This is a genomic window from Rhodococcus sp. NPDC059968 (assembly GCF_042738615.1).
Taxonomy (GTDB): Bacteria; Actinomycetota; Actinomycetes; order Mycobacteriales; family Mycobacteriaceae; genus Rhodococcus_F.
In genome coordinates, this window is the sequence record NZ_JBHWUE010000051.1 from 15247 (window position 1) to 34196 (window position 18950).

The following is an 18950-nucleotide window of genomic DNA, read 5'->3' on the forward strand; positions in this document are numbered from 1 at the left end:
GCGGAGAATCGACTGCTTTCCCGCCTCGCCGGCACGCCTGTAACACGTTGCGATCGCCTTCGCCACAGCCATAAGTTCACTCATCGTCAACCCCATCGGACCCGATGCGACCTGCACCCCAGCCCACTCCGGCGCGCCATACCCGGGCATTGCCAGATGAGGCAACAACGAGGTCTAGCGGGCAATTTGGATGAAGTATCGCGGGCTATTGACAGGTCGAAGCGACCAGTTGTACGTTCGTCATGGTCAAATTACGTACGTTAGTTATCCAGGCGCTCGCCGATGGATAAACACACGTTTTCGACTGGAGAAGCTGATGACTCGGTCAAGACCTGAGAAGGCGTCGTCCGGCGAAATCTGGCGCAGACGGTCCTTATGGCCTATCAGTACAGGTTGGAAGGGCTGGGTAGCCGAACCCCCTCACCCCAACCGGCATGCTGGAGCTCCTCGTCGCGCTGAAAAGCTGACCGCAACAGGCCGCAACACTCACCCGCCTGGCCTACCTCGACGGATCCGCTCCAAACTAAGTTTCCATTAGTACGAGCGCCAACGTCCGATTCACAAAGCGAATCACCCTAGTCGTCGATAAGTCGGTCGCGTCTTCCAATAGACCGCCTAATAGTAGCCAGCAGCTAGGCGCGCATGACACATACAATGGGCCCGTTCACGGCTCAATTCTCAAGAATGGAGACGTGTATGACAGACATGGAGCTTCCGGCGGGTGATGACGACCATTTGGCCGCACTACAATCGGAAAGTCTATCCATGGCCAAGGCCATGGGCATGGGCGCCGCTTACATCGCGCCCTGCGTCATCATGATCTCGACGACCGCGGGCATTGCGCTGACGGCTGGGAGCGGATCGTGGTTCGCCGTTCTGTTGGACATTCCCGTCCTCATCTGCCTAGTGGCAGCCATCGCAGTGTTCGCCCGCCGGTACATCGTCACCGGCTCACTGATGTCCTATCTGGGTGATGCCTTCGGCGAGAAGTCCCGGATTGTTTCTGGGGCTCCACTGATCATCGGATATCTGGCCTTGATACCAGTCGCCAGCATCTTCACCCTGATCTTTGCTCAAGGGCTGCTCCTCGATCTCGAACAATCCTGGGCAAACGCGCCGTCGGCGCAGGTCGGTGTCATTGCCGCCCTGTCTCTCCTTGCCGGCTACATCGCCTATCGAGGCGTCGAGCTTTCGGCACGCTGGGCTATTGGCGCGACGCTAGTGTCCGTTCCGTTCGTGCTCATCGTCCTCGTCGCGACGTTGCTCCACAACAACGTCGCCTGGGATACGGCGCTCACCCTGAAGGGCGTCCATCTAGCTGACCTGACATCGGGTCTCGTCCTCGCCTTCACCGGACTGGTCGGATTTGAGGGATTCACTGCTCTTGGGCGCGAAACCAGGAATCCCGTTCGAAACATTCCGCGAATCCTCTACTTCCTGGTCGCGCTCGTTGTAGCGCTCATCCTGCTCGGATGCCTTGTATTCGCACCAGTGCTCCTGAACAACCTAGATGCAATAAACGCCGGCGAGTCACCATCGGCGATCCTGGCAAATGCAGCTGGGGTTGGCTTACTCAACGTGCCCCTGGACGCGAGCCTGACTGTTGGAGCATTCGCCTGCATGATCGCGGTTTTCAACACCGCATCACGCATCATCGCAACAGCTGCAACCGACGGCATGCTCCCCTCATGGCTCGGAAGGATCAGCCCGAAGTCGCACACGCCCGCCAGTGCCGTGGCGATCCTGGGTATCTTCGCGGTCGGCGTACCAGCGTTGTCCCAGTTTGTAGTTCGGCAATCACCCATGCAAGCCATGACCGCGATCTCCCCCACACTCATCTACCTATGGCTTTTCCCTTATGCCGCGATGTGCGTCGGGCTCGTTGCCCTGAAGCGTCGAGACCGCAAGTTGGTGTCCATTGCATCAGGTGCCGGCGCCTTCGGATTCGTATTCATCGCATGGCTTCTCGTATACAACGTGACACACGTGACGGGAGCAATTCAAAAAGTCGCACCCATAATCGGCATTGGCCTCGCCGCTCTCCTGTTGATCGTATCGCTTGGACGAACGTTGGGAGCGCCACTACGTCGTTCCACGCCGCAGAACAACCTGCCAACGATCGTCACTGCGCCATCTCTCCACCAGCAGTTCGAAGACGACCCGATATAGGTGGTACTAGCTTAAGCAGATGGCGCCGGTTGGCCCCTAGAGTCTTCCTACTTCGCTCAACAACCACACCGGGGTGATCCACTCCCGTTATCGCTGTTGAAATAGCGGCAGCGAATAGATTTTCATTCGAAGTGACCAGTCGCACGCCTGGCATGAATCTTCTGTCCCTTGCAGCACCGTCAACTGATCAGAATCGGGACGACGACGGGCGCACACCCCGCTCCGTCCATGCATTCGGCGGCCGGTGTCTCTGGCAACGCGTCGCCCAGGACCATCCGACCGGGGCCCAGAACAGCCTGCTGCATCCAGTGGCGGCAGTTTCCCGATACGGGGTCAGGCAGCGTGGGCCGCTACGGCTCGGGCGGGTGCTTCGAGGGGAACAACCCTGAATATTTGGCGGCTCGCACGGCCTTCCCAAGAGCTTGGAACTCACCACTCAGAGTATGAACGGAGAAACGTTATGCGTTACGACTACGACGTCATCGTCATAGGTGCCGGATTTGCGGGTGCCACGGCGGCACGTGAATGCTCGACACGGGGGCTTCGCACCGTCCTGCTCGAAGCGCGCGACAGGGTGGGGGGACGAACCTGGACGTCGCGGCTGACCGATGGCGAGCTCATCGAGATCGGCGGCACCTATGTCCACTGGCTGCAGCCGCACACGTGGTCGGAGATCAGCCGATACGGCCTCGATACTGAGATCGTGGCCGGGGCGGAACCGCCCGATTGGGCGCTGGTTCCGGCAGGCTCAGGTCTGAAGTGGTACGGCTTCGAAGAACACGAGCTTCGCGAGAAGGCCTTGCTCGAGCGTTTCTTCGAGCGGTCGCGGGGGGCGGTTCCGCGTCCCTTCGATCCGCAGTTCGCAGGCGAGATGGTGGCAGAACTCGACCAGCTCTCGGTCCGCGATCGACTCGACCAGATGGACCTTTCGCCCGATGACGACGCATACCTCGCCGGCCTCCTCAGTTTGGAATCGGGCGACGATGTCTCGAAGAGCAGCTTCCTGACGCTGATGCGCTGGTGGGCGCTGTCGGGCCACAACTACGAGGCGAACCAGGAGGCGGTGTTCGGCTACAAGTTGGCCCGCGGCACGGTCAGCCTCATCAACGCGATAATCGCCGACGGCGGGGCCGAACTTCGCCTCAACGAGCCGGTGACGGCCGTGACCAGCGACCAGGATGGCGTCCGGGTGGACACAGCAAGCCAACGCACCTTCTCTGCCCCAACCGCAGTCATCGCGACCCCGTCGGGGATCTGGCCGCGCATCGAGTTCTCGCCGGCTCTGTCGGCCGATCGAGCTGCAGCTGCCCGCGAGGGTATGCAGGTAGCACGCGGGTCGAGGATCGTCGCCGTGATCCGAGGAGAGAGTCGTCGCTTTTACGTTCAGCCTCACGCTGGGCATCCGATCGGCATGATGTGGTCCGCCCACCAGCGATCGTCGGACGAACAGATAGTTGGACTCTTCGGCAGTCCTACCCTTAAGGATGCCCACGATCCGGAAGAAGTCACGGCGGCGATCCAGGACATTCTCCCGCACGTGGAGGTAGCCGAGATCGCCGCTGGCACTTACATGGACGACGACGCTTTCGCCGGGGGTGGTTGGCCGTTCCCGAAACGTGGCCAGCTCGCGCGCTTTGCACCGCACAAGAACTTCGCGCGGCCCGAGGGCCGACTCGTCTTCGCTACATCAGATATCGCAAGCGGCTGGTGCGGATTCATCGACGGCGCGATCGAGTCCGGCCTTCGCGCGGGGCGGCAGGTGCGGGAGATGCGCCACGTCGGCAGCCAGGAGGCCCGCCAACCGATAGCTATGCTGGGAGGGGCATCCTCGGGTCCCGCTGCAACGTCGATCGGCTAGAGGGCTTGGTCCGGCGAAGTCGGGTGATGTTGAGTCGTCTTGACGTTCATGCCGCGTTTCGGCCTCCTGGGTAAATTGGTCGAGGGCGTGTTGGTCGTTGCGTGCAGCAGGCCCGCAACCGGCTGGGTGCGGCTGGGTCTGGGTCGTGCAGGGCGGCGAGGCCGGGCTGCAGGAGCCGGGTATGAATGTGGTGAGCAGCATCACGTGGCATGAAGTCCTTCGAGGCGTGCGCCACTTCGCGGTCGCCCTCGACGAACCCACCCGCGCCTACATGACTCGTCGACTCGCCGAGGGAAGACGAAAGCTGAGGTCATCCGCTGCCTCAAGCGCTACATCGCACGCGAAATCTACAACGTCTTATGCCCGGGCCGCCGACGCGAAAGTCCAAACAACGCTCGTCCAGGCCGCTTGACATCTATAGGAGCATCAACCCGTACTCGGAGTCGTTGTTTCAAGACGTTGAAGTACGGACCGGAGTTCCCTGAACGGTTCGGATCACTGGGTGACGCACGGGGATTCATGGAGAGCTTCACCAACTGGCCCAACCACGAGCATCGGCACACCGGGATCGGGTTGCGGCATCAAGGTCTACTTCTGCGACCGTTACAGCCCGTGCGTGGCAGCGAGGGGTGAATATGAGCACCAACGGACTACTGCGCCAATGCTTTCAGACTGAAACAGACATCTCTCGCTATGGAAGACGCGAACTCGACGCCATCGCGGCGACATTGAACAACCGCCCTCGCATATCCTCGATGGGCGCACACCTACCGAAGTTCCTACCGGGCAACTATAGTCAGTTAAACAACGTAGTGCCGAGACGGCCGGTTGAATCCGCCACCGCACGGGTCTCTTCGACGAAACATCATGCAAGACAGGACCTCATCAAGTACGTCGAGGGGTTTTACAACTCACGGCGACGGCATTTCGCGCTCGACTGCCGCTTCCCGAACGAGGTCCACTACAGTTACCAGCACACCGCGATCGCGGACTGAATTTAGCGATCTCCATTGTCCGAGATCTTCGCGGCAGACCACTGCGCCGGACCGGCAGCGCTTCGACCTCATACGGTTGGAAGCCCGCTGTCGCCGCCTTGCCTACTTCGTGATATTGCAGCGACCGTGCGGCTATTGACAAGTAGAACTGACTAAATGTACGTTCGTGACCGTGCATACGTACGTTAGTTATTCGGACAGGCTTGCCGTGGCGAACGCACGTTTCGATTGGAGAATCCAGTGACTCGTTCAAGACTTGAGGAAGATGGACGACGTGCGGCGCAGGGCTCGCGGTCCGACCGGAGGCCTCGAACGGCGCCGTGTGGCAGATCGCACAAAGAAGCGTGTGGGCGATGAAACCCGCTGCCTTCGAATATCTGTCGCCGACATCGCTGACTGCGGCGGTGGAGGCCCTGACCAACACGGACGGAGGTGCCACTAAGGTCCTTGCCGGGGGACAGAGCCTGATGCCGCAGCTGAACTTCCGCCTGGCTCACCCCACCAGGATCGTGGACATCAACGGGATCGCCGCGCTGAGCGAGATCTCCGAGGCGGATGGCCTGCTGACCATCGGCGCGCTTGTCCGGCAGCGCACAGCGGAGCGCTCCGATGTGGTGCGCCGCGCATGCCCTCTGGTGGCCGAGGCTGTCCGGCTCATCGGCTACCCTGCGATCCGTAACCGCGGCACCATCGGCGGAAGCCTGGCCCACGCCGATCCGGGCGCCGAGCTCCCAGCCGTCGCAGTCTGCCTCGATGCGGAGATTGTAGTGCAGGGGCCGGCCGGCGAGCGCGTCATACCGGCAGCCGAGTTCTTTACCGGGGCCTTCAGCACCAACCTGGCCGATGACGAGATCCTCACCGCTGTGCGTGTCCGGTCCGCCGCATCGGGCACCGGCGCGGCCTACGAGGAGCTATCCCGTAAGCATGTCGGGTTCGCGATGGTGGGCGTCGCCGCGGTCATACGTCTCGACGGGGACACGGTCACCGAGGCCCGGGTCGCGGTGTCCGGGGTGGGTACTACCCCTGTTCGGGCGAACGGGGTCGAGGCCGCCCTCGCCGGACAGGCCCCCGTGGAGAAGGCCATTGCCGACGCAGCAGCCGCCGGGCTCGAGGGCATCAGCCCTACGTCCGACCTGCACGCCTCGGCCGCCTACCGCCGCCACGTCGCCGGCGTGCTCATTCGCCGTGCCCTGACCTCCGCCACCACACACGCCCGGGAGAACCGATGACCACACGTGAGATCACAGTGACGGTGAACGGCAGAGACCGTACCGCCACCGTCGAGGCCCGGCGCACGCTCGCCGACTTTCTCCGGGAAGATCTCGGGCTGACCGGAACCCATCTCGGATGCGAACACGGCGTATGCGGTGCGTGCACAGTGATGCTCGATGGCGAGGCTGCGCGTTCCTGTTTGCAGCTCGCAGTGCAGGCCGACGGCCACGAGATCACGACAGTCGAGGGGCTGGCAAAGGACGGCGTGCTACACCCCGTGCAGCAGGCCCTGCGCGACAGTAACGCGTTCCAATGCGGGTTCTGCACCCCCGGTTTCGTCATGTCCGTTTGCTCCATGATCGCCGAGGGCACCCGACCCGAATCCCGCGCGCAGATCCGGAGGGAGCTCTCCGGTAATACGTGCCGCTGCACGGGATACCAGCAAATCATCGATGGCGTTGAGCGGGCACTGGCAGCGGGGACCGCCGCCGCTGGCGCCACGGAAACGGAACACTGATGGCTGGCGTAATCTCAGGTCTGGTCGGCGCACGGATCGGACGCAAGGAAGACGTCCGCCTCCTCACCGGGGCGGGCCGCTACGTCAGCGACGTGCAGGACCGCTCGATGCTGCATTGCTACTTCTTGCGCAGCACGGTGGCGCACGCCCGGATCACCAGCATCGATGTCACCGCGGCGCGCGAACTTGAGGGTGTGGTGCATATCTTCACGGGCGCCGACATGAGCGCAATCACCAACGACCTCAACTTTGCGCTGCCAATCCCCGGCCTGCACTGCCCGTCCTATCCGGCGATCGCGCGTGACGTAGTCCGATTTGTCGGCGAGCCTGTCGCCCTGGTCGTGGCCGAGAACCGCTATTTGGCCGAGGACGCCGCTGGGCTGATCACGGTGGGATATGAGGTCCTCGAGCCGGTGATGAGCACGACCGCCGGGCTCGCCGATGGCGCGCCGCAGCTCTTCGACGATGTGCCGGGCAACATTATCCACTCCGACGACCAACTCTTCGGCGACATCGAGGCCGCGTTCTCCATGGCAGACCATGTTGTCACCGAGAGCTTCTCGCAGCACCGCTGGGCGCCGGTGCCAATGGAGGGGCGCGGTGGCGTCGCCACCTTCGACCGTGGAACCGGCCAGCTCACCTACGAGGCCTCCACCCAGACCACCCACACCCTGCGGTTCGTCCTGGCTGAGTTGATCAACCACCCAATCCACCAGATCCGGGTGACCGCCAACGACATCGGCGGCTCCTTCGGCCTCAAGTTCTCGGTCTATCGCGAGGACGTCGCCCTGTGCGCTGCGGCGAAGCATCTCGGCGCGGTGCTCAAGTGGGTCGAAGACCGCCATGAGAATCTCACCGCCGCTGGCGGAGCCCGCGAGGAGCAGGTCAACATCGAGGCGGCGGTAACGTCCAACGGCACCCTGCTAGGTCTGCGTGTGGCGGTGCTGCTTGACCACGGCGCCTACCCGATCAACTTACCGAGCACCCTCTTCCCCGGACTCATGCGCATGTGCCTTCCTGGGCCGTACCGCCTGCCCGCCTATCAGTTCAGTCATAAAATTGTAGCTACCAACAAGGCGAGCTACGTCTCCCTGAGGGGACCGGGTGCCGTCGAAACGATCGTACGCGAGCGATTGCTCGACAAGATCGCTCAGGAGGTTGGCATCTCGCCAGTGGAGGTGCGCAGGCGCAACATGCTGACGCTCGACGACCAGCCAACCAAGATGATCACCAATGTCACGCTCGAGAATGTCACGGCCGCCGAAACATTCGAAACGCTCGTCGAGCGGATCGACCTGGACACAATCGCGCGCGATCAGGAGCAAGCCCGTTCCGAAGGCAGGCTGATCGGATTCGGGCTCAGCACCCATATCAACCCCGAGCCGGGCACTCCCGACTTCTGGGCTGGCGCCGGTTTCCCCTTCTGCGCAGAGCCCGCCCGGTTGCGGATCGAGATCGACGGCAAGGTTACGGTCTTCACCCCGCAGGTACCGCACGGCCAGAGCCACGAGACCACCTTTGCCCAGCTGATCGGTGACGAACTCGGTGTGGCATTCGAGGACGTCCGCGTTGTCTGGGGCGACACCGACGCGACGCCTTTTGGGATGATTGGCACCGGCGCTAGCCGCGCCGGGACCATGGCCAGCGGCGCGATCGTTCTCGCCTCCCGCGAGCTGAAACGGCGGATCCTCGACATCGCGTCAGCCATGCTTGAGGCGAACGTGGACGACCTGCAGATCGAGAACGGCATCGTCTCAGTGAAGGGCGCGCCCGGGGCTTCGGTGCCCATGGCGCAAATCGCCATGGGGTGCTACCTAGCCCCCGAACAGATGCCACCCGGCGCGAACACGGACCTTGAGTACGTCGCCAGCTACGACGGCGAAAATGGCGGCTTCTCACAGGCCAGCCACGCATGCTGGGTGGAGATCGATCAGGAGACGGGCATGGTCGAGATCATCCGATTCCTCGTCGTCGAAGACTGCGGTCGGGTCATAAACCCGGCCGTCGTCGACGGCCAGGTCATCGGCGGCATCGCCATGGGAATCGGCGGGATGATGTACGAGCACTCCGCCTACGGCGACGACGGACAGTACTTGTCCTCGACGTTCATGGACTACCTGATGCCCACGGCTGCGGATGTCCCCGAGATCGAGATCGAACACCTGGAGTTCGAGACAGACAAGATGATCGGCTCCCGCGGCGTGGGCGAAGGTGGCACGGTGCTCGCTCCGGCCGCGCTGCTTTGCGCGATCGACGACGCGCTCGCGCAGGTTGGACGGGGCCGGGTGTTCGAGACCCCCATCACCCCGACGCGGATCCTGGAGCTTCTCGGAGTGCTGGACAGCTGAGTCCGCAGGCAGCATGTCGGCCCGTTCGGCTCTATGACATGACAACAGTCGGAATCCGACACCGTCAATCGTGTTGCCACACCCGACACTAACTAAGGACACCGAATGCTCGGAAAAGACGCCATGCCACCAGCCGCGGGCATCGCCGATATGGCACCGACAGAGCCGCAGCGCCAGTCACCCGTCAAGGTCATCCGGGCGGCCATGGTGGGCACAATTGTCGAGTACTACGACTTCGCCATCTACGGCTACATGGCGACCATCATCGCCTCGCTGTTCTTCGTCTCGGACAATGACACCGCCGCGTTGCTTGGCACGTTCGCGACCTTCGCCGTTGCTTTCTTCCTGCGCGTCCCCGGCGGTATCTTCTTCGGCCACATCGGTGACAAGTACGGCCGCAAGAACGCTCTCTCGTGGACAATCCTTCTCATGGCGCTCGCCACGGCGGCGATTGGCTTCATGCCCACATATGTCACCTTTGGCGTGTGGGCCACGACAACAATCGCGCTCGCACGTTGCTTGCAGGGCTTTGCAGCGGGTGGCGAGATCGGGGGCGCCAACGCATTCGTCTCTGAATCGGCACCGCCGCGTTGGCGCGCCACCCAAACGTCGATGGTCAATTCCGGGGCCTACCTGGGTTCACTGGTGGCCTCGCTGGTCGCGCTCGCATTGACTTCGATCTTCACCCACGAGCAGATCGTCCATTGGGCGTGGCGTGTGCCGTTCGTGTTGAGCTTGATGCTGGGCGTCGTCGGTATCTGGATCCGGAACTCCATGGAGGACACTCCACAGTTCCAGGAGTTGGCGGGCAGGGGCGACACGAAGAAGATTCCCGTGAAGGAGCTCTTGAGCACCTCTGGCACGAGCCTTCTGAAGATCGTTTTTCTCGGTGCCCTCATCGTGGGCGGGTACTACATTGCCTCGGTGTACGCGGCGACCTACCTACAGACCCAGGGCGGGCATTCCTCGTCGATGGCGTTCCTGTCCACCTCGCTAGCGCTGGCCCTGGGTGTGATCACGCTTCCGATCTCGGGTTATCTTGCGGACAAGTACGGCCGCAAGCCGGTACTCTTCGCCGGCAGCGCGGCGTCGGTGGTGCTGGGCATTCCGATGTTCATGCTGATGGCAGGCGGCAGCGTCTGGCAGGCGGTCGTGGGGCAGTCGGCACTCTTCGTCGCAGTGTCGGTCGTCAACGGCGCCACGTATGTGACCTACGCCGAGATGCTCAAGGCCTCGGTGCGCTACAGCGGACTCGCACTTGGGAACAACATCACGACCATGTTCCTCGGGGGCACAGCCCCGTTCATCGCGACCTGGCTGATCGACGCCACCGGAAACTCGCTGGCACCCGCTGGGTACTTCGTCTTCTGTGCGGTCCTCACCCTCGTGACGGTCCTCTTCCTCAAGGAGACCAAGGGCATCGAACTGCAGGCCGACTAGCAACGGGACGAAGCGGGCGGTGAGGAGAGAACGTTTCGCTGGTCGACAAGCAGGAAATCGCTGAAGTCCTGTATCGCTAGCGCGAGCGGCGGGATCGGAAGGACTTCGACAGTGTTGCGCGATGCGGACACGATCGACAACCACGGCGGGCAGATCGGAACCGTCGAAGGACTGATTGAATCGGACCGAATGTGATGCAAAGCTTGTGTGACGCCGCCAAGTTGCCGGGGCTCGTTTAGCGCATAGCGGTTGGACTCAAACTCGGCGGGAGTGCGTAGCGCTTGTTCTCGGGTCGTGGTCTCGGATTGGGTTGCAGCGTATCAATGCGCTGTTCCCAGGCATGCGCCGAGAGGATCACGTGCGCAAAGCGTTCCATGGGCATGGCTGCCTTGACAGTGCAGGAGTTGATAAATGTCAAGTTCACGGTCGGCAGCGCGGGCTCCCATGGCGAGGACCGTCGGATGACGTGGCGGATGCGGGCACGGCACCGACTTACACGAGCCCGCTCTGCGAGGTCGGCAGGGCCGCGACAGGGGTCGCACTACTTTCGCGGTACCGATCTGCCGACGTGGGCATGCTCGCGTTCTCCGAGTTGGAGTTGGAGGTCGAACGCACCGGTTCCAGCCCTGGCAGGAGGTCCTCGGACGTGGACCGGCAAATATGAGTGATGGCTGCAGACACAGACCTTCACCACGCCCAGTCGGCAACCGGCCTACGACTCCGCCCCCGCAGAGGGTCTGCAGCCGTGATCTCCTACGCACTGATCGGGATCTCGCCCGCACCTTCTCCTAGAGCTGGTCGCTGGCGGTGCTTGAGGGCTGAATACCCTAAGATCTTGTCCGAGCGAACCCGGCTGATGTGATCGGCTGGGGCATAGGGCGACCCGCGACCCCACGTTGAGTAAGCCGTACGGGGCCACGCTCGAAGGCAACCCACGTGACGACAATTTGTACACAAATTGCCGGGGAACGGTCACCGTACGACCGCGCTGTCGCGGTGGATAGGGCCCTTAAGCGCGGAAAGACGCACACCCTGTCCGCCCCAGCGCAGGGAAATGATCTCCGCGGCGATCGACACCGCAGTCTCCTCGGGAGTGCGCGCGCCGAGATCGAGGCCGACGGGCGAGGACAGGAGTTCCAGCTCGGCCGAGCTGAACCCCTGCTCGCGCAGGCGATTTATCCGGTCCGCGTGAGTTTTCCGGGAACCCATCGCGCCCACGTAGCCAATGTCGGCACGCAACGCTACAGACAACAGCGGAATGTCGAACTTCGGGTCATGGGTCAGCACCGAGACCACAGTGCGCCGATCCACCCTGCCCGCCTGGAGCTCCTTCTCCAGGTATCGGTGTGGCCAGTCGACGACCACCTCGTCCGCCTCTGGAAACCGGCTCGCGGTGGCGAACACCGGCCGTGCATCGCAGACCGTCACCCGGTAACCAAGGAACGAACCAAGCCGCACCAGGGCGGCTGCGAAGTCGATCGCGCCGAACACCAGCATCCGCGGCTGCGGCTCGTACGACGAGACGAACACCGTCATGCCCTCGCCGCGGCGCTGACCGGCCGGGCCATAATGCAGGGAGACGCTGCGCCCGGTGGCGAGCACGCCCCGCACGTCATCGGTGACCGCCTCGTCGGCGCTCTCCGAGCCGAGGGAACCCATCCGATCGTCAGGCCACACCAGCAGGTGCGCGCCGCGCACCGTCCGATCGGGATGTTCGATCACCGTGGCCAGCGCGACAGGTCGTTCGGCGGCGACCGAATCACCGAGCAGCCGAAGCCATGGTGCATCGACGATCTTCTCCACGAACACGTCCAGGATCCCGCCGCAGGTGAGCCCGACAGAGAACGCGTCCTCATCGGTGACACCATAACGCTGCAGCACCGGAACCTCGTCGTTGACGACCTCGCTGGCCAGCTCGTAGACGGCACCCTCGACACAGCCGCCGGAGACGCTGCCGCTCACCGTGCCATCCGCGGCCACCAGCATCGCCGCACCAGGTTCGCGCGGGGCAGAGTGAAAGGTGGCCACCACGGTGGCGAGCCCGACGGTCTCGCCGCGAGCGGTCAGACGCAGTACTTCATCCAAGAGTTCACGCATCGCGCACCTTATTCAACAGCAGTTCCAATGTGTAAATACTGTGCCCGGCAAGCAAGGCATGCAGATGGGGAAGGGCCACTGCGATACCGGATTGCACCGGTTGGTAACCGTCGCGTCCGGCGTACGGATTAACCCAGAACACCCGGTGTGCGAGGCGACTCAGTCGTGTCATTTGTTCGCCGAGCTGCGCGCAGTCGCCGCGTTCCCAGCCGTCGGAGAACACCACGAAGACCGCCCGCCTGGCCATCCCGCGTTGCCCCCAGCGATCGCAGAATAGCTGGATAGATTCGCCGATCCTGGTCCCGCCCGCCCAGTCGGGCACCGCGTGACCGGCAGCGGCGAGGGCGATTTCAGGGTCCTTGGCCCGCAGCGCCCGACTAACCCTGGTCAGCCGGGTACCGAAGGTGAACGTCTCCGTGCTTGCCGGGGCGGCGCGTGTGAGCACATGCGCGAACCGCAACAGTGCATCCGAGTACGGGCTCATCGAGCCGGATACGTCGATCAGCAGCACCACCCTGCGCGGCTTCTGCCGTTTGTTGTGGTGGGCGAGGTGCGCAGGTTCTCCGCCTGTGGCCAGCATCCGGCGCAGGGTGCGGCCCGGGTCCAGCTCACCCCGCCTGCTCGGCCTCAACCTGTTGCTGCGCCGCCGGGGTGGCCGGGTGTCCAGCATGGTCAGCAGCGTCCCGAGGTGCGCAAGTTCGGCCGTGCTCAGCTCCGCGAGGTCACGGTGCCGCAGTAACTCGATGTCTTGTGCTGCGGTCTGCAGCGGGTTCTCGGTGTCCTCCCGTTGCTCACCTGGCTCAAGGGTCAGCGCGGCGAGGTTGCTGCGGCGAGGTTGCTCATGCCGGTCAACGGGCGGCGCAGTCAGCCGGGACACGCCGAACCAGCTGGAGAAGACCCTGTCGTACACCGAGAAGTCCTCCGGCTCCGCGCATAATGAAGCCCGGCCGGCCCAGTACAGCTGCTGCGGGTCGGCAATGTCCACGTGCTCGACGCTGGCCAGGAACGTGAGGCTGCGGTGGATGTTCACCCGGAGTCCCGACGCGGCGAGTGCACGGCTGAAGCCGATCAGGCCGGGCATCGGATCCATGGCTCACCCGGCCAGCAGGGAGTCCAGCCCGGAGGCGATGACCCGGTCGGTGTCCTCATGGAACTTCAACACCGCACCGAGGGTGGTCGCCGCCGTCTGCACGTCCAGCACATCCCGGTCGAGCGCGAGCAGCGCGTAGGCCCAGTCGATGCTCTCCGCGACGCCTGGCGGTTTGAGCAATGCCATCTTGCGCAGCTTGGCCACCGCCTGGGACACCTGGCGTGCCATCGACTCGCTCAGCTCCGGTACGCGACGGCGCAGGATCGCGATCTCCCGTGCCATATCTGGATGTTCCAGCCAGTGGTAGAGGCAGCGGCGCTTCAGTGCGTCGTGCACTTCGCGGGTCCGGTTGGAGGTCAGGACGACCAGTGGTGCGGTGCTCGCCCTGACTTCGCCCAACTCCGGGATGGTCACCGTGAATTCGTCGAGGATCTGCAGCAAGAATGCCTCGAACTCGTCGTCCGCGCGGTCGATCTCGTCAACTAGCAGCACGCACGGAGCCGACCGAAGCGCGCGCAGCAAAGGCCGATCGAGCAGGAAACGCTCGTCGTACACGGATTTCTCGGCTTCGTCAGCGTCGAGCTGGCTCGTGTTCGCCGCCTCGAGGGCACGCAGATGCATTAGCTGACGGCCGAAGTCCCAGTCGTACAGCGCCTGGGACTTATCGATCCCCTCGTGACACTGCAACCGTATGAGCTCGAGGTCAAGCGCCTCGGCGAGCGCCTTGGCCAGGGCAGTCTTCCCAGTCCCCGGCTCGCCCTCACAGAACAGCGGTTTGTGCATCTTGCACGCGAGGAAGATGGCGGTACCCAGGCCAGGGTCTGCGAGGTAGCCGGTCCCAGCCAGTCGCTCAGTGAGATCCTGCGCGGAGGCGCTCTGTTGGTCCACCTCCTCATCCTAACGTACGTCAGTTAACTGTGTGTTGGATTGCGGAAGCCCTTGGCCTCGTCTCAGCCAGTGCCTCGGCGAGTTGTCGATAGTGTTCGCTCCGACTGCTCGAACTCCGGTAAACGAGCCCGACAGTCCGACTCGGCGCGGGTGAGGAGAATCTCGCGGCCGCCACCGCGGCGCCCTCGGTTTCGATCTCGGCGACCGACTCGGGCACCAGGGCGGCCCCGTGGCCGCCGACAACGCACTGCACGATTGTCGCAAGCGAGGAGAACCTGGAGTCTCCTGACGGCGGAAACGCGCCGATCGAGCGGCACAGATCCAGCGTATGGTCGCGCAGGCAACTACCCTCCTCCAGCAGGAGCAGCGTCAGATCACGCAGAGCGGACAACGGCAGACCACGTTCCCCTGCGATCGGGTCGCCCTGCGGGACAATCAGGATGAGATCCTCGGAATAGAGTTCAATCTCGACAGCGCCGCTGTAGGCAACCGACTGCAAAGCCAACACAGCCACGTCCAGAATGCCGGCTCGCAGCGCCTCCAGTAGCCCAGCCCTCTGGTCCTCGATTACAACGAGACGCAGGCCAGGAAACCTCTTGCGCAACGCGGGCAACATTGCCGGAAGCAAATAGGGTGCGACGGTCGGGATCAAACCGATCCGGATAGGCTCGAACCATTGGTCCTCCTCATCCGAGGCAGCCGCAACGAACATGTTGGCGCACTCCAGTGTCTTCACCGCCATCGGTAGTAGACGCATACCAGCGCCGGTAACAATCACACGTCGGGTGCTGCGCTCGATCAGCCGCACCCCGAGCCCAGCCTCAAGTGCTGCCAATCCTTGAGAGAGTGTGGGCTGGCTCACGCCGAGATGCGCTGCAGCATAGCCGAAATGTCGGTATTCAGCCACCGCAGCAAAGGCACGGAGTTGCGCCAATGTGGGGTGATAACTTCGATCACTCATAGCCACATCAATGGGGTAAACCGGACGTCCCGCCGAAGTCATGCGCTTCGCGATCCGGGCGGAATATCGACACCCGCTGGGGCTTCTCACCAGCAACCCGGCAAGTTCTCACCAACCTAGCGGCCACCCCATCGCCGAGATAAGTTGGCGCCAAGGTCAATCTATCGTGCACGGTGTGTTGATGCAGCATCTGTTGTCAGCGGTTCCTCGGCGCGGTCGAGTGGGAATGTTCGTTGAGGCGATCGAGGAACCGCCTCTCTTCGGACGACAGCACCGCTACTCCGGCCTCCCCGACGATTCGCATAAGGTGACCGTAGAAACGGGACGGTGTCATGCCGAACTTGACCAGGATGTCCCCGCGGCTTGGCCCACCATAGGGTATCCACAGGCGGGCGAAGTCGAAGATGTCCTTATCCTCTGGATTCATTGATTCCTCGCAATCGTGATGTAGTTCCGCGGTGGGGGTGCCGCAACTTTCCAGGTGGACACTCGGAACTCGCGTTCTGATCGATCTGGTGACAACTCGGAGGATGTCCCGAGTCCGTGGAACTTCGGTGGCGGCCATTCGCGTACCAGCGATTGACAGGTCCCCGGGAAACCTACGGTTACGCGACATACCTACTATAGTTTCCGCGTGACGTCGCGGGTTTCACGATGGTTGAGGCAACGCATCAGACGTGGAGCCAAGATCGTGTGTCGTGGTGACGAGATTGCGACGGGCGTTGGAAGACGATGATGCTCTTCTGTTAGAGGCCAACCCGTTCCGTGGCTTTTCTGCGAAGTGTTGCCGCTTCCCGATCGGAACCTCGGCCCTGATGCGTTGGACCCGTTCCATCTGCGGCCGCGCAGGACAAATAGCGCGTCCTCGAGGTCTCCGAGCGTCGCACCTTGTCTTGTCTGCACGGACTCGCCGTGCGACGAGTTGGGCTCCTCCGCGGCCGCGTTGTACCGGACCCGGATCGGAAACTCAGCCACCGATCGCCCCCATGGTGCGGTTCGGCGACTCGAACCCATCCGAACCGATACCGTGGCCAGGCGTCTTGTTCCACATTGCTTCGCGCCACAACTGTGCTACCTCCTCATCGCTCGCGCCGCGACGGAGGGCGACTCTCAGGTCGATCTCGCTGTCGCTGAACAGACATGCACGAACCGTCCCCTCCGCTGTCAGCCGGGTACGGTCACAATCTGCGCAGAACTTTCTCGTTACCGCGGCGATGATTCCGACGGTCGCCGGTCCGCCGTCCACGGTCCACTCCTCGGCTGGTGCCGACGGGTCCTCGCGACCGACCTCGGCGAGGTCGAAGCGCTCCCCTAGGACGGTAAGCAGCATCGCTGCGTCCACCATGCGGTCCCGGGTCCATGCGTGATCTGCGTCGAGCGGCATCTCCTCGATGAACCGGAGATGGCACCCGTTTGTGAGGCACCACGCCAGCAGATCCGCTGCGCCGGTGAGTGTTTCCTGCATCAATACGGCATTGATCTTGACCGGCGCGAGTCCCGCTTGTGAGGCGGCCGCTATTCCGGACAACACCGAGGGCAGTCGGTCTCGGCGCGTCAACTCAGCGAAATGCGCGCGGTCGAGCGAATCCAGCGACACGTTGACCCTGCTCAGTCCGGCCGTCGCGAGTGCCCTGGCCCGGCGCTCGAGACCGATCGCGTTGGTGGTCATCGACAGCGGCACACCTGGTGCCGCCTCCGCGCAGCCGGCGATCATGTCCTCGAGGTCGTGGCGCATCAGAGGTTCACCACCAGTGAAACGAACCTCGCGCACCCCGAGTCGCTCAACCGCGATCCGGACCAGCCGGACGATCTCGGCAGCGGTAAGCAATCGATCCCGCGGGATCTCGGGCAAACCCTGGACAGGCATGCAGTACGTGCAGCGCAGCGAGCACTTCTCGGTGATAGAAACACGCAGATCGCGGGCGATACGGCCGAAGCTATCGACGAGCACGGGGACCGCTGGGCGCGCAACCCTCGACGACGATCGATACTCTCGCACACCGGGCACTCCCAATTGGACCGGATTGGCAACCGTGGTCACCGTGTCACCACCGTCATCGAGTTACCTGGCGAATCGACGATGCGAAAGGAGAGGGCTATCCCGTAGCCGACAACCGCCGTCACCAAGTGCCAGAGTGGGCTGAAACCGTTCGAAGACCTGAGCCCGGAGGTGTCGATAACTTCGACGACCCTGGCGATCGCGATGGCAAAGTAGAAATATACTAAGACTACCCATCTTCACTCCTCGAACGATCTGGCTCCGTGCAGCAAGAGCGGCTGCAACGCACTGCGGTCGATCCTGCGGACCGATCGCAGGGACGTAGTCTGCGGCCGTGGTGAACGCGCAGGTATCCCCGGCGATACGTCTCCATCGAACTCGACGGATGGATACGGAGGAACACCCCGTTTCGGTCTCCTGGTGCCGGTATTGTGCGCCTTGCACTTACAAGGCGCGTGCGACTTCGGCGACTTCGGCGAACATGTTTTCGGGTTCGATATACGGCTCGGCTGCTCGGATCTCGGAGAGATGCTCGGAGATCGTTGTCGGTGAAACGACGTCGACATCGGGTGCCGTCCATCCCTGCCCGATTCCCACGAATACCCGGGCGTAGCGTCCTGCGCACGCGGAGAATACTTCGCCGGAGAGGCTGCACTCGGGACTGCCGAGATAGGCAACCAAAGGTGCAACGGAATCCACCGTGCGACGCTCCGCCAGTCTGCCGTCATAGGAACCGCCGTATCGTTCCCGTTGCACGCTGATGCCCGGGATGGGATTGCTGGCGCTGATCGTGGTCGAGGCAAAGGGAAGTACTAGATTCACGCCGATTCCGTGATCGGCACCCTCGACGGCAAGTGCCCGGGTAAGCCCGAAGACCCCTCCCTTGGCCGCACAGTAGTTGCTATTGGCACCCTGCCCGAACATCCCGGCGCTCGAACCGGTCATAACCACACGGCCATAGCCTTTGCTCTTCATCACACGCCACGCAGGCTGTGTCACGAAGAATGCCGCCTTGAGGTGGACGTCGATGATTTCCTCGACGTTGGCCACCGTTAGGTTCTCGAACAGCGCCGGCCGCAGGAAGCCGGCGTTGTTGACCACGACATCCACGGTGCCATACCGGCTCAGAGCGAGGTCGACGATGGCCGCACCGCCCTCGGCGGTCGCAACCGAATCGTAGCTGGCAACCGCTTGGCCTCCGAGTTTCACAATCTCGCCGACCACGGCGTCGGCATGCTCTTTCGCCACATCGTTGACGACGACATGAGAACCAAGACGGGCAAACGCGAGCGCCTCAGCCCGGCCGATTCCCTGTCCCGCCCCCGTCACGATCGCGACCTGCCCTCCGGGCGAAACTCGATTCACTTCGGAATCCT

General features: G+C 63.1%; 13 protein-coding genes and 2 pseudogenes. 8 read left to right on the forward strand and 7 right to left on the reverse strand.

Annotation, left to right across the window (positions count from 1 at the left end; genetic code table 11):
- Positions 1 to 696 precede the first annotated feature (696 nt).
- The 8 genes and pseudogenes from ACFWAY_RS32385 to ACFWAY_RS32420 all read left to right on the forward strand — a co-directional run bounded on the left by ACFWAY_RS32385 (position 697) and on the right by ACFWAY_RS32420 (position 10539).
- Positions 697 to 2169, forward strand: coding sequence for an APC family permease (locus tag ACFWAY_RS32385; protein WP_378513426.1), 1473 nt, complete (start codon positions 697 to 699; stop codon positions 2167 to 2169).
- A gap of 460 nt (positions 2170 to 2629) precedes the next feature.
- Entirely contained in the window at positions 2630 to 4027 is a 1398-nt protein-coding gene (locus tag ACFWAY_RS32390; protein ID WP_378513427.1) for a flavin monoamine oxidase family protein, read from the forward strand.
- Between the two features lie 428 nt (positions 4028 to 4455).
- Positions 4456 to 4603: pseudogene (locus ACFWAY_RS32395) on the forward strand (integrase core domain-containing protein); the annotation flags it as partial.
- A 278-nt stretch (positions 4604 to 4881) separates the two neighbouring features.
- Positions 4882 to 5022: pseudogene (locus tag ACFWAY_RS32400) on the forward strand (IS3 family transposase); the annotation flags it as partial.
- A gap of 353 nt (positions 5023 to 5375) precedes the next feature.
- On the forward strand, positions 5376 to 6251 hold the full coding sequence (locus ACFWAY_RS32405; protein ID WP_378513428.1) for an FAD binding domain-containing protein: 876 nt from the start codon (positions 5376 to 5378) through the stop codon (positions 6249 to 6251).
- On the forward strand, positions 6248 to 6751 hold the full coding sequence (locus ACFWAY_RS32410) for a (2Fe-2S)-binding protein (RefSeq protein ID WP_378513429.1): 504 nt from the start codon (positions 6248 to 6250) through the stop codon (positions 6749 to 6751). The genes ACFWAY_RS32405 and ACFWAY_RS32410 overlap by 4 nt, the downstream gene beginning before the upstream one ends.
- Positions 6751 to 9099 (forward strand): xanthine dehydrogenase family protein molybdopterin-binding subunit, encoded by a 2349-nt coding sequence (locus ACFWAY_RS32415; protein ID WP_378513430.1) that lies wholly within the window; start codon positions 6751 to 6753, stop codon positions 9097 to 9099. Before ACFWAY_RS32410 ends, ACFWAY_RS32415 begins: the two co-directional genes overlap by 1 nt.
- A gap of 123 nt (positions 9100 to 9222) precedes the next feature.
- Positions 9223 to 10539, forward strand: coding sequence for an MFS transporter (locus ACFWAY_RS32420; protein ID WP_378513469.1), 1317 nt, complete (start codon positions 9223 to 9225; stop codon positions 10537 to 10539).
- A gap of 972 nt (positions 10540 to 11511) precedes the next feature.
- Here the strand turns inward: ACFWAY_RS32420 and ACFWAY_RS32425 are convergent.
- The 7 genes from ACFWAY_RS32425 to ACFWAY_RS32455 form a co-directional block, all read right to left on the reverse strand.
- A complete protein-coding gene (locus ACFWAY_RS32425) occupies positions 11512 to 12636 on the reverse strand; it encodes an XdhC family protein (protein ID WP_378513431.1) in 1125 nt (374 codons plus the stop codon).
- Positions 12629 to 13726, reverse strand: coding sequence for a VWA domain-containing protein (locus tag ACFWAY_RS32430; protein WP_378513432.1), 1098 nt, complete (start codon positions 13724 to 13726; stop codon positions 12629 to 12631). Before ACFWAY_RS32430 ends, ACFWAY_RS32425 begins: the two co-directional genes overlap by 8 nt.
- A gap of 3 nt (positions 13727 to 13729) precedes the next feature.
- Positions 13730 to 14614 carry an AAA family ATPase gene (locus ACFWAY_RS32435; RefSeq protein WP_378513433.1) on the reverse strand — a complete coding sequence of 295 codons (885 nt, stop codon included), beginning with the start codon at positions 14612 to 14614 and terminating at the stop codon, positions 13730 to 13732.
- A 19-nt stretch (positions 14615 to 14633) separates the two neighbouring features.
- Positions 14634 to 15575 carry a LysR substrate-binding domain-containing protein gene (locus tag ACFWAY_RS32440; protein WP_378513434.1) on the reverse strand — a complete coding sequence of 314 codons (942 nt, stop codon included), beginning with the start codon at positions 15573 to 15575 and terminating at the stop codon, positions 14634 to 14636.
- A 967-nt stretch (positions 15576 to 16542) separates the two neighbouring features.
- Positions 16543 to 17616: a GTP 3',8-cyclase MoaA gene (gene moaA, locus ACFWAY_RS32445; protein WP_378513435.1), complete on the reverse strand. Its 1074-nt coding sequence runs from the start codon at positions 17614 to 17616 to the stop codon at positions 16543 to 16545.
- Positions 17613 to 17780: an SMR family transporter gene (locus ACFWAY_RS32450; RefSeq protein WP_378513470.1), complete on the reverse strand. Its 168-nt coding sequence runs from the start codon at positions 17778 to 17780 to the stop codon at positions 17613 to 17615. Before ACFWAY_RS32450 ends, moaA begins: the two co-directional genes overlap by 4 nt.
- Before the next feature lie 238 nt (positions 17781 to 18018).
- Positions 18019 to 18939 carry an SDR family NAD(P)-dependent oxidoreductase gene (locus ACFWAY_RS32455; RefSeq protein WP_378513436.1) on the reverse strand — a complete coding sequence of 307 codons (921 nt, stop codon included), beginning with the start codon at positions 18937 to 18939 and terminating at the stop codon, positions 18019 to 18021.
- Positions 18940 to 18950 lie beyond the last annotated feature (11 nt).

Coding starts and splice junctions, on each gene's coding strand:
- ACFWAY_RS32385 (WP_378513426.1), top strand. CDS start 697: ATGACAGACATGGAGCTTCCGGCGGGTGATGACGACCATTTGGCCGCA.
- ACFWAY_RS32390 (WP_378513427.1), top strand. CDS start 2,630: ATGCGTTACGACTACGACGTCATCGTCATAGGTGCCGGATTTGCGGGT.
- ACFWAY_RS32405 (WP_378513428.1), top strand. CDS start 5,376: ATGAAACCCGCTGCCTTCGAATATCTGTCGCCGACATCGCTGACTGCG.
- ACFWAY_RS32410 (WP_378513429.1), top strand. CDS start 6,248: ATGACCACACGTGAGATCACAGTGACGGTGAACGGCAGAGACCGTACC.
- ACFWAY_RS32415 (WP_378513430.1), top strand. CDS start 6,751: ATGGCTGGCGTAATCTCAGGTCTGGTCGGCGCACGGATCGGACGCAAG.
- ACFWAY_RS32420 (WP_378513469.1), top strand. CDS start 9,223: ATGCCACCAGCCGCGGGCATCGCCGATATGGCACCGACAGAGCCGCAG.
- ACFWAY_RS32425 (WP_378513431.1), bottom strand. CDS start 12,636: ATGCGTGAACTCTTGGATGAAGTACTGCGTCTGACCGCTCGCGGCGAG.
- ACFWAY_RS32430 (WP_378513432.1), bottom strand. CDS start 13,726: ATGGATCCGATGCCCGGCCTGATCGGCTTCAGCCGTGCACTCGCCGCG.
- ACFWAY_RS32440 (WP_378513434.1), bottom strand. CDS start 15,575: ATGAGTGATCGAAGTTATCACCCCACATTGGCGCAACTCCGTGCCTTT.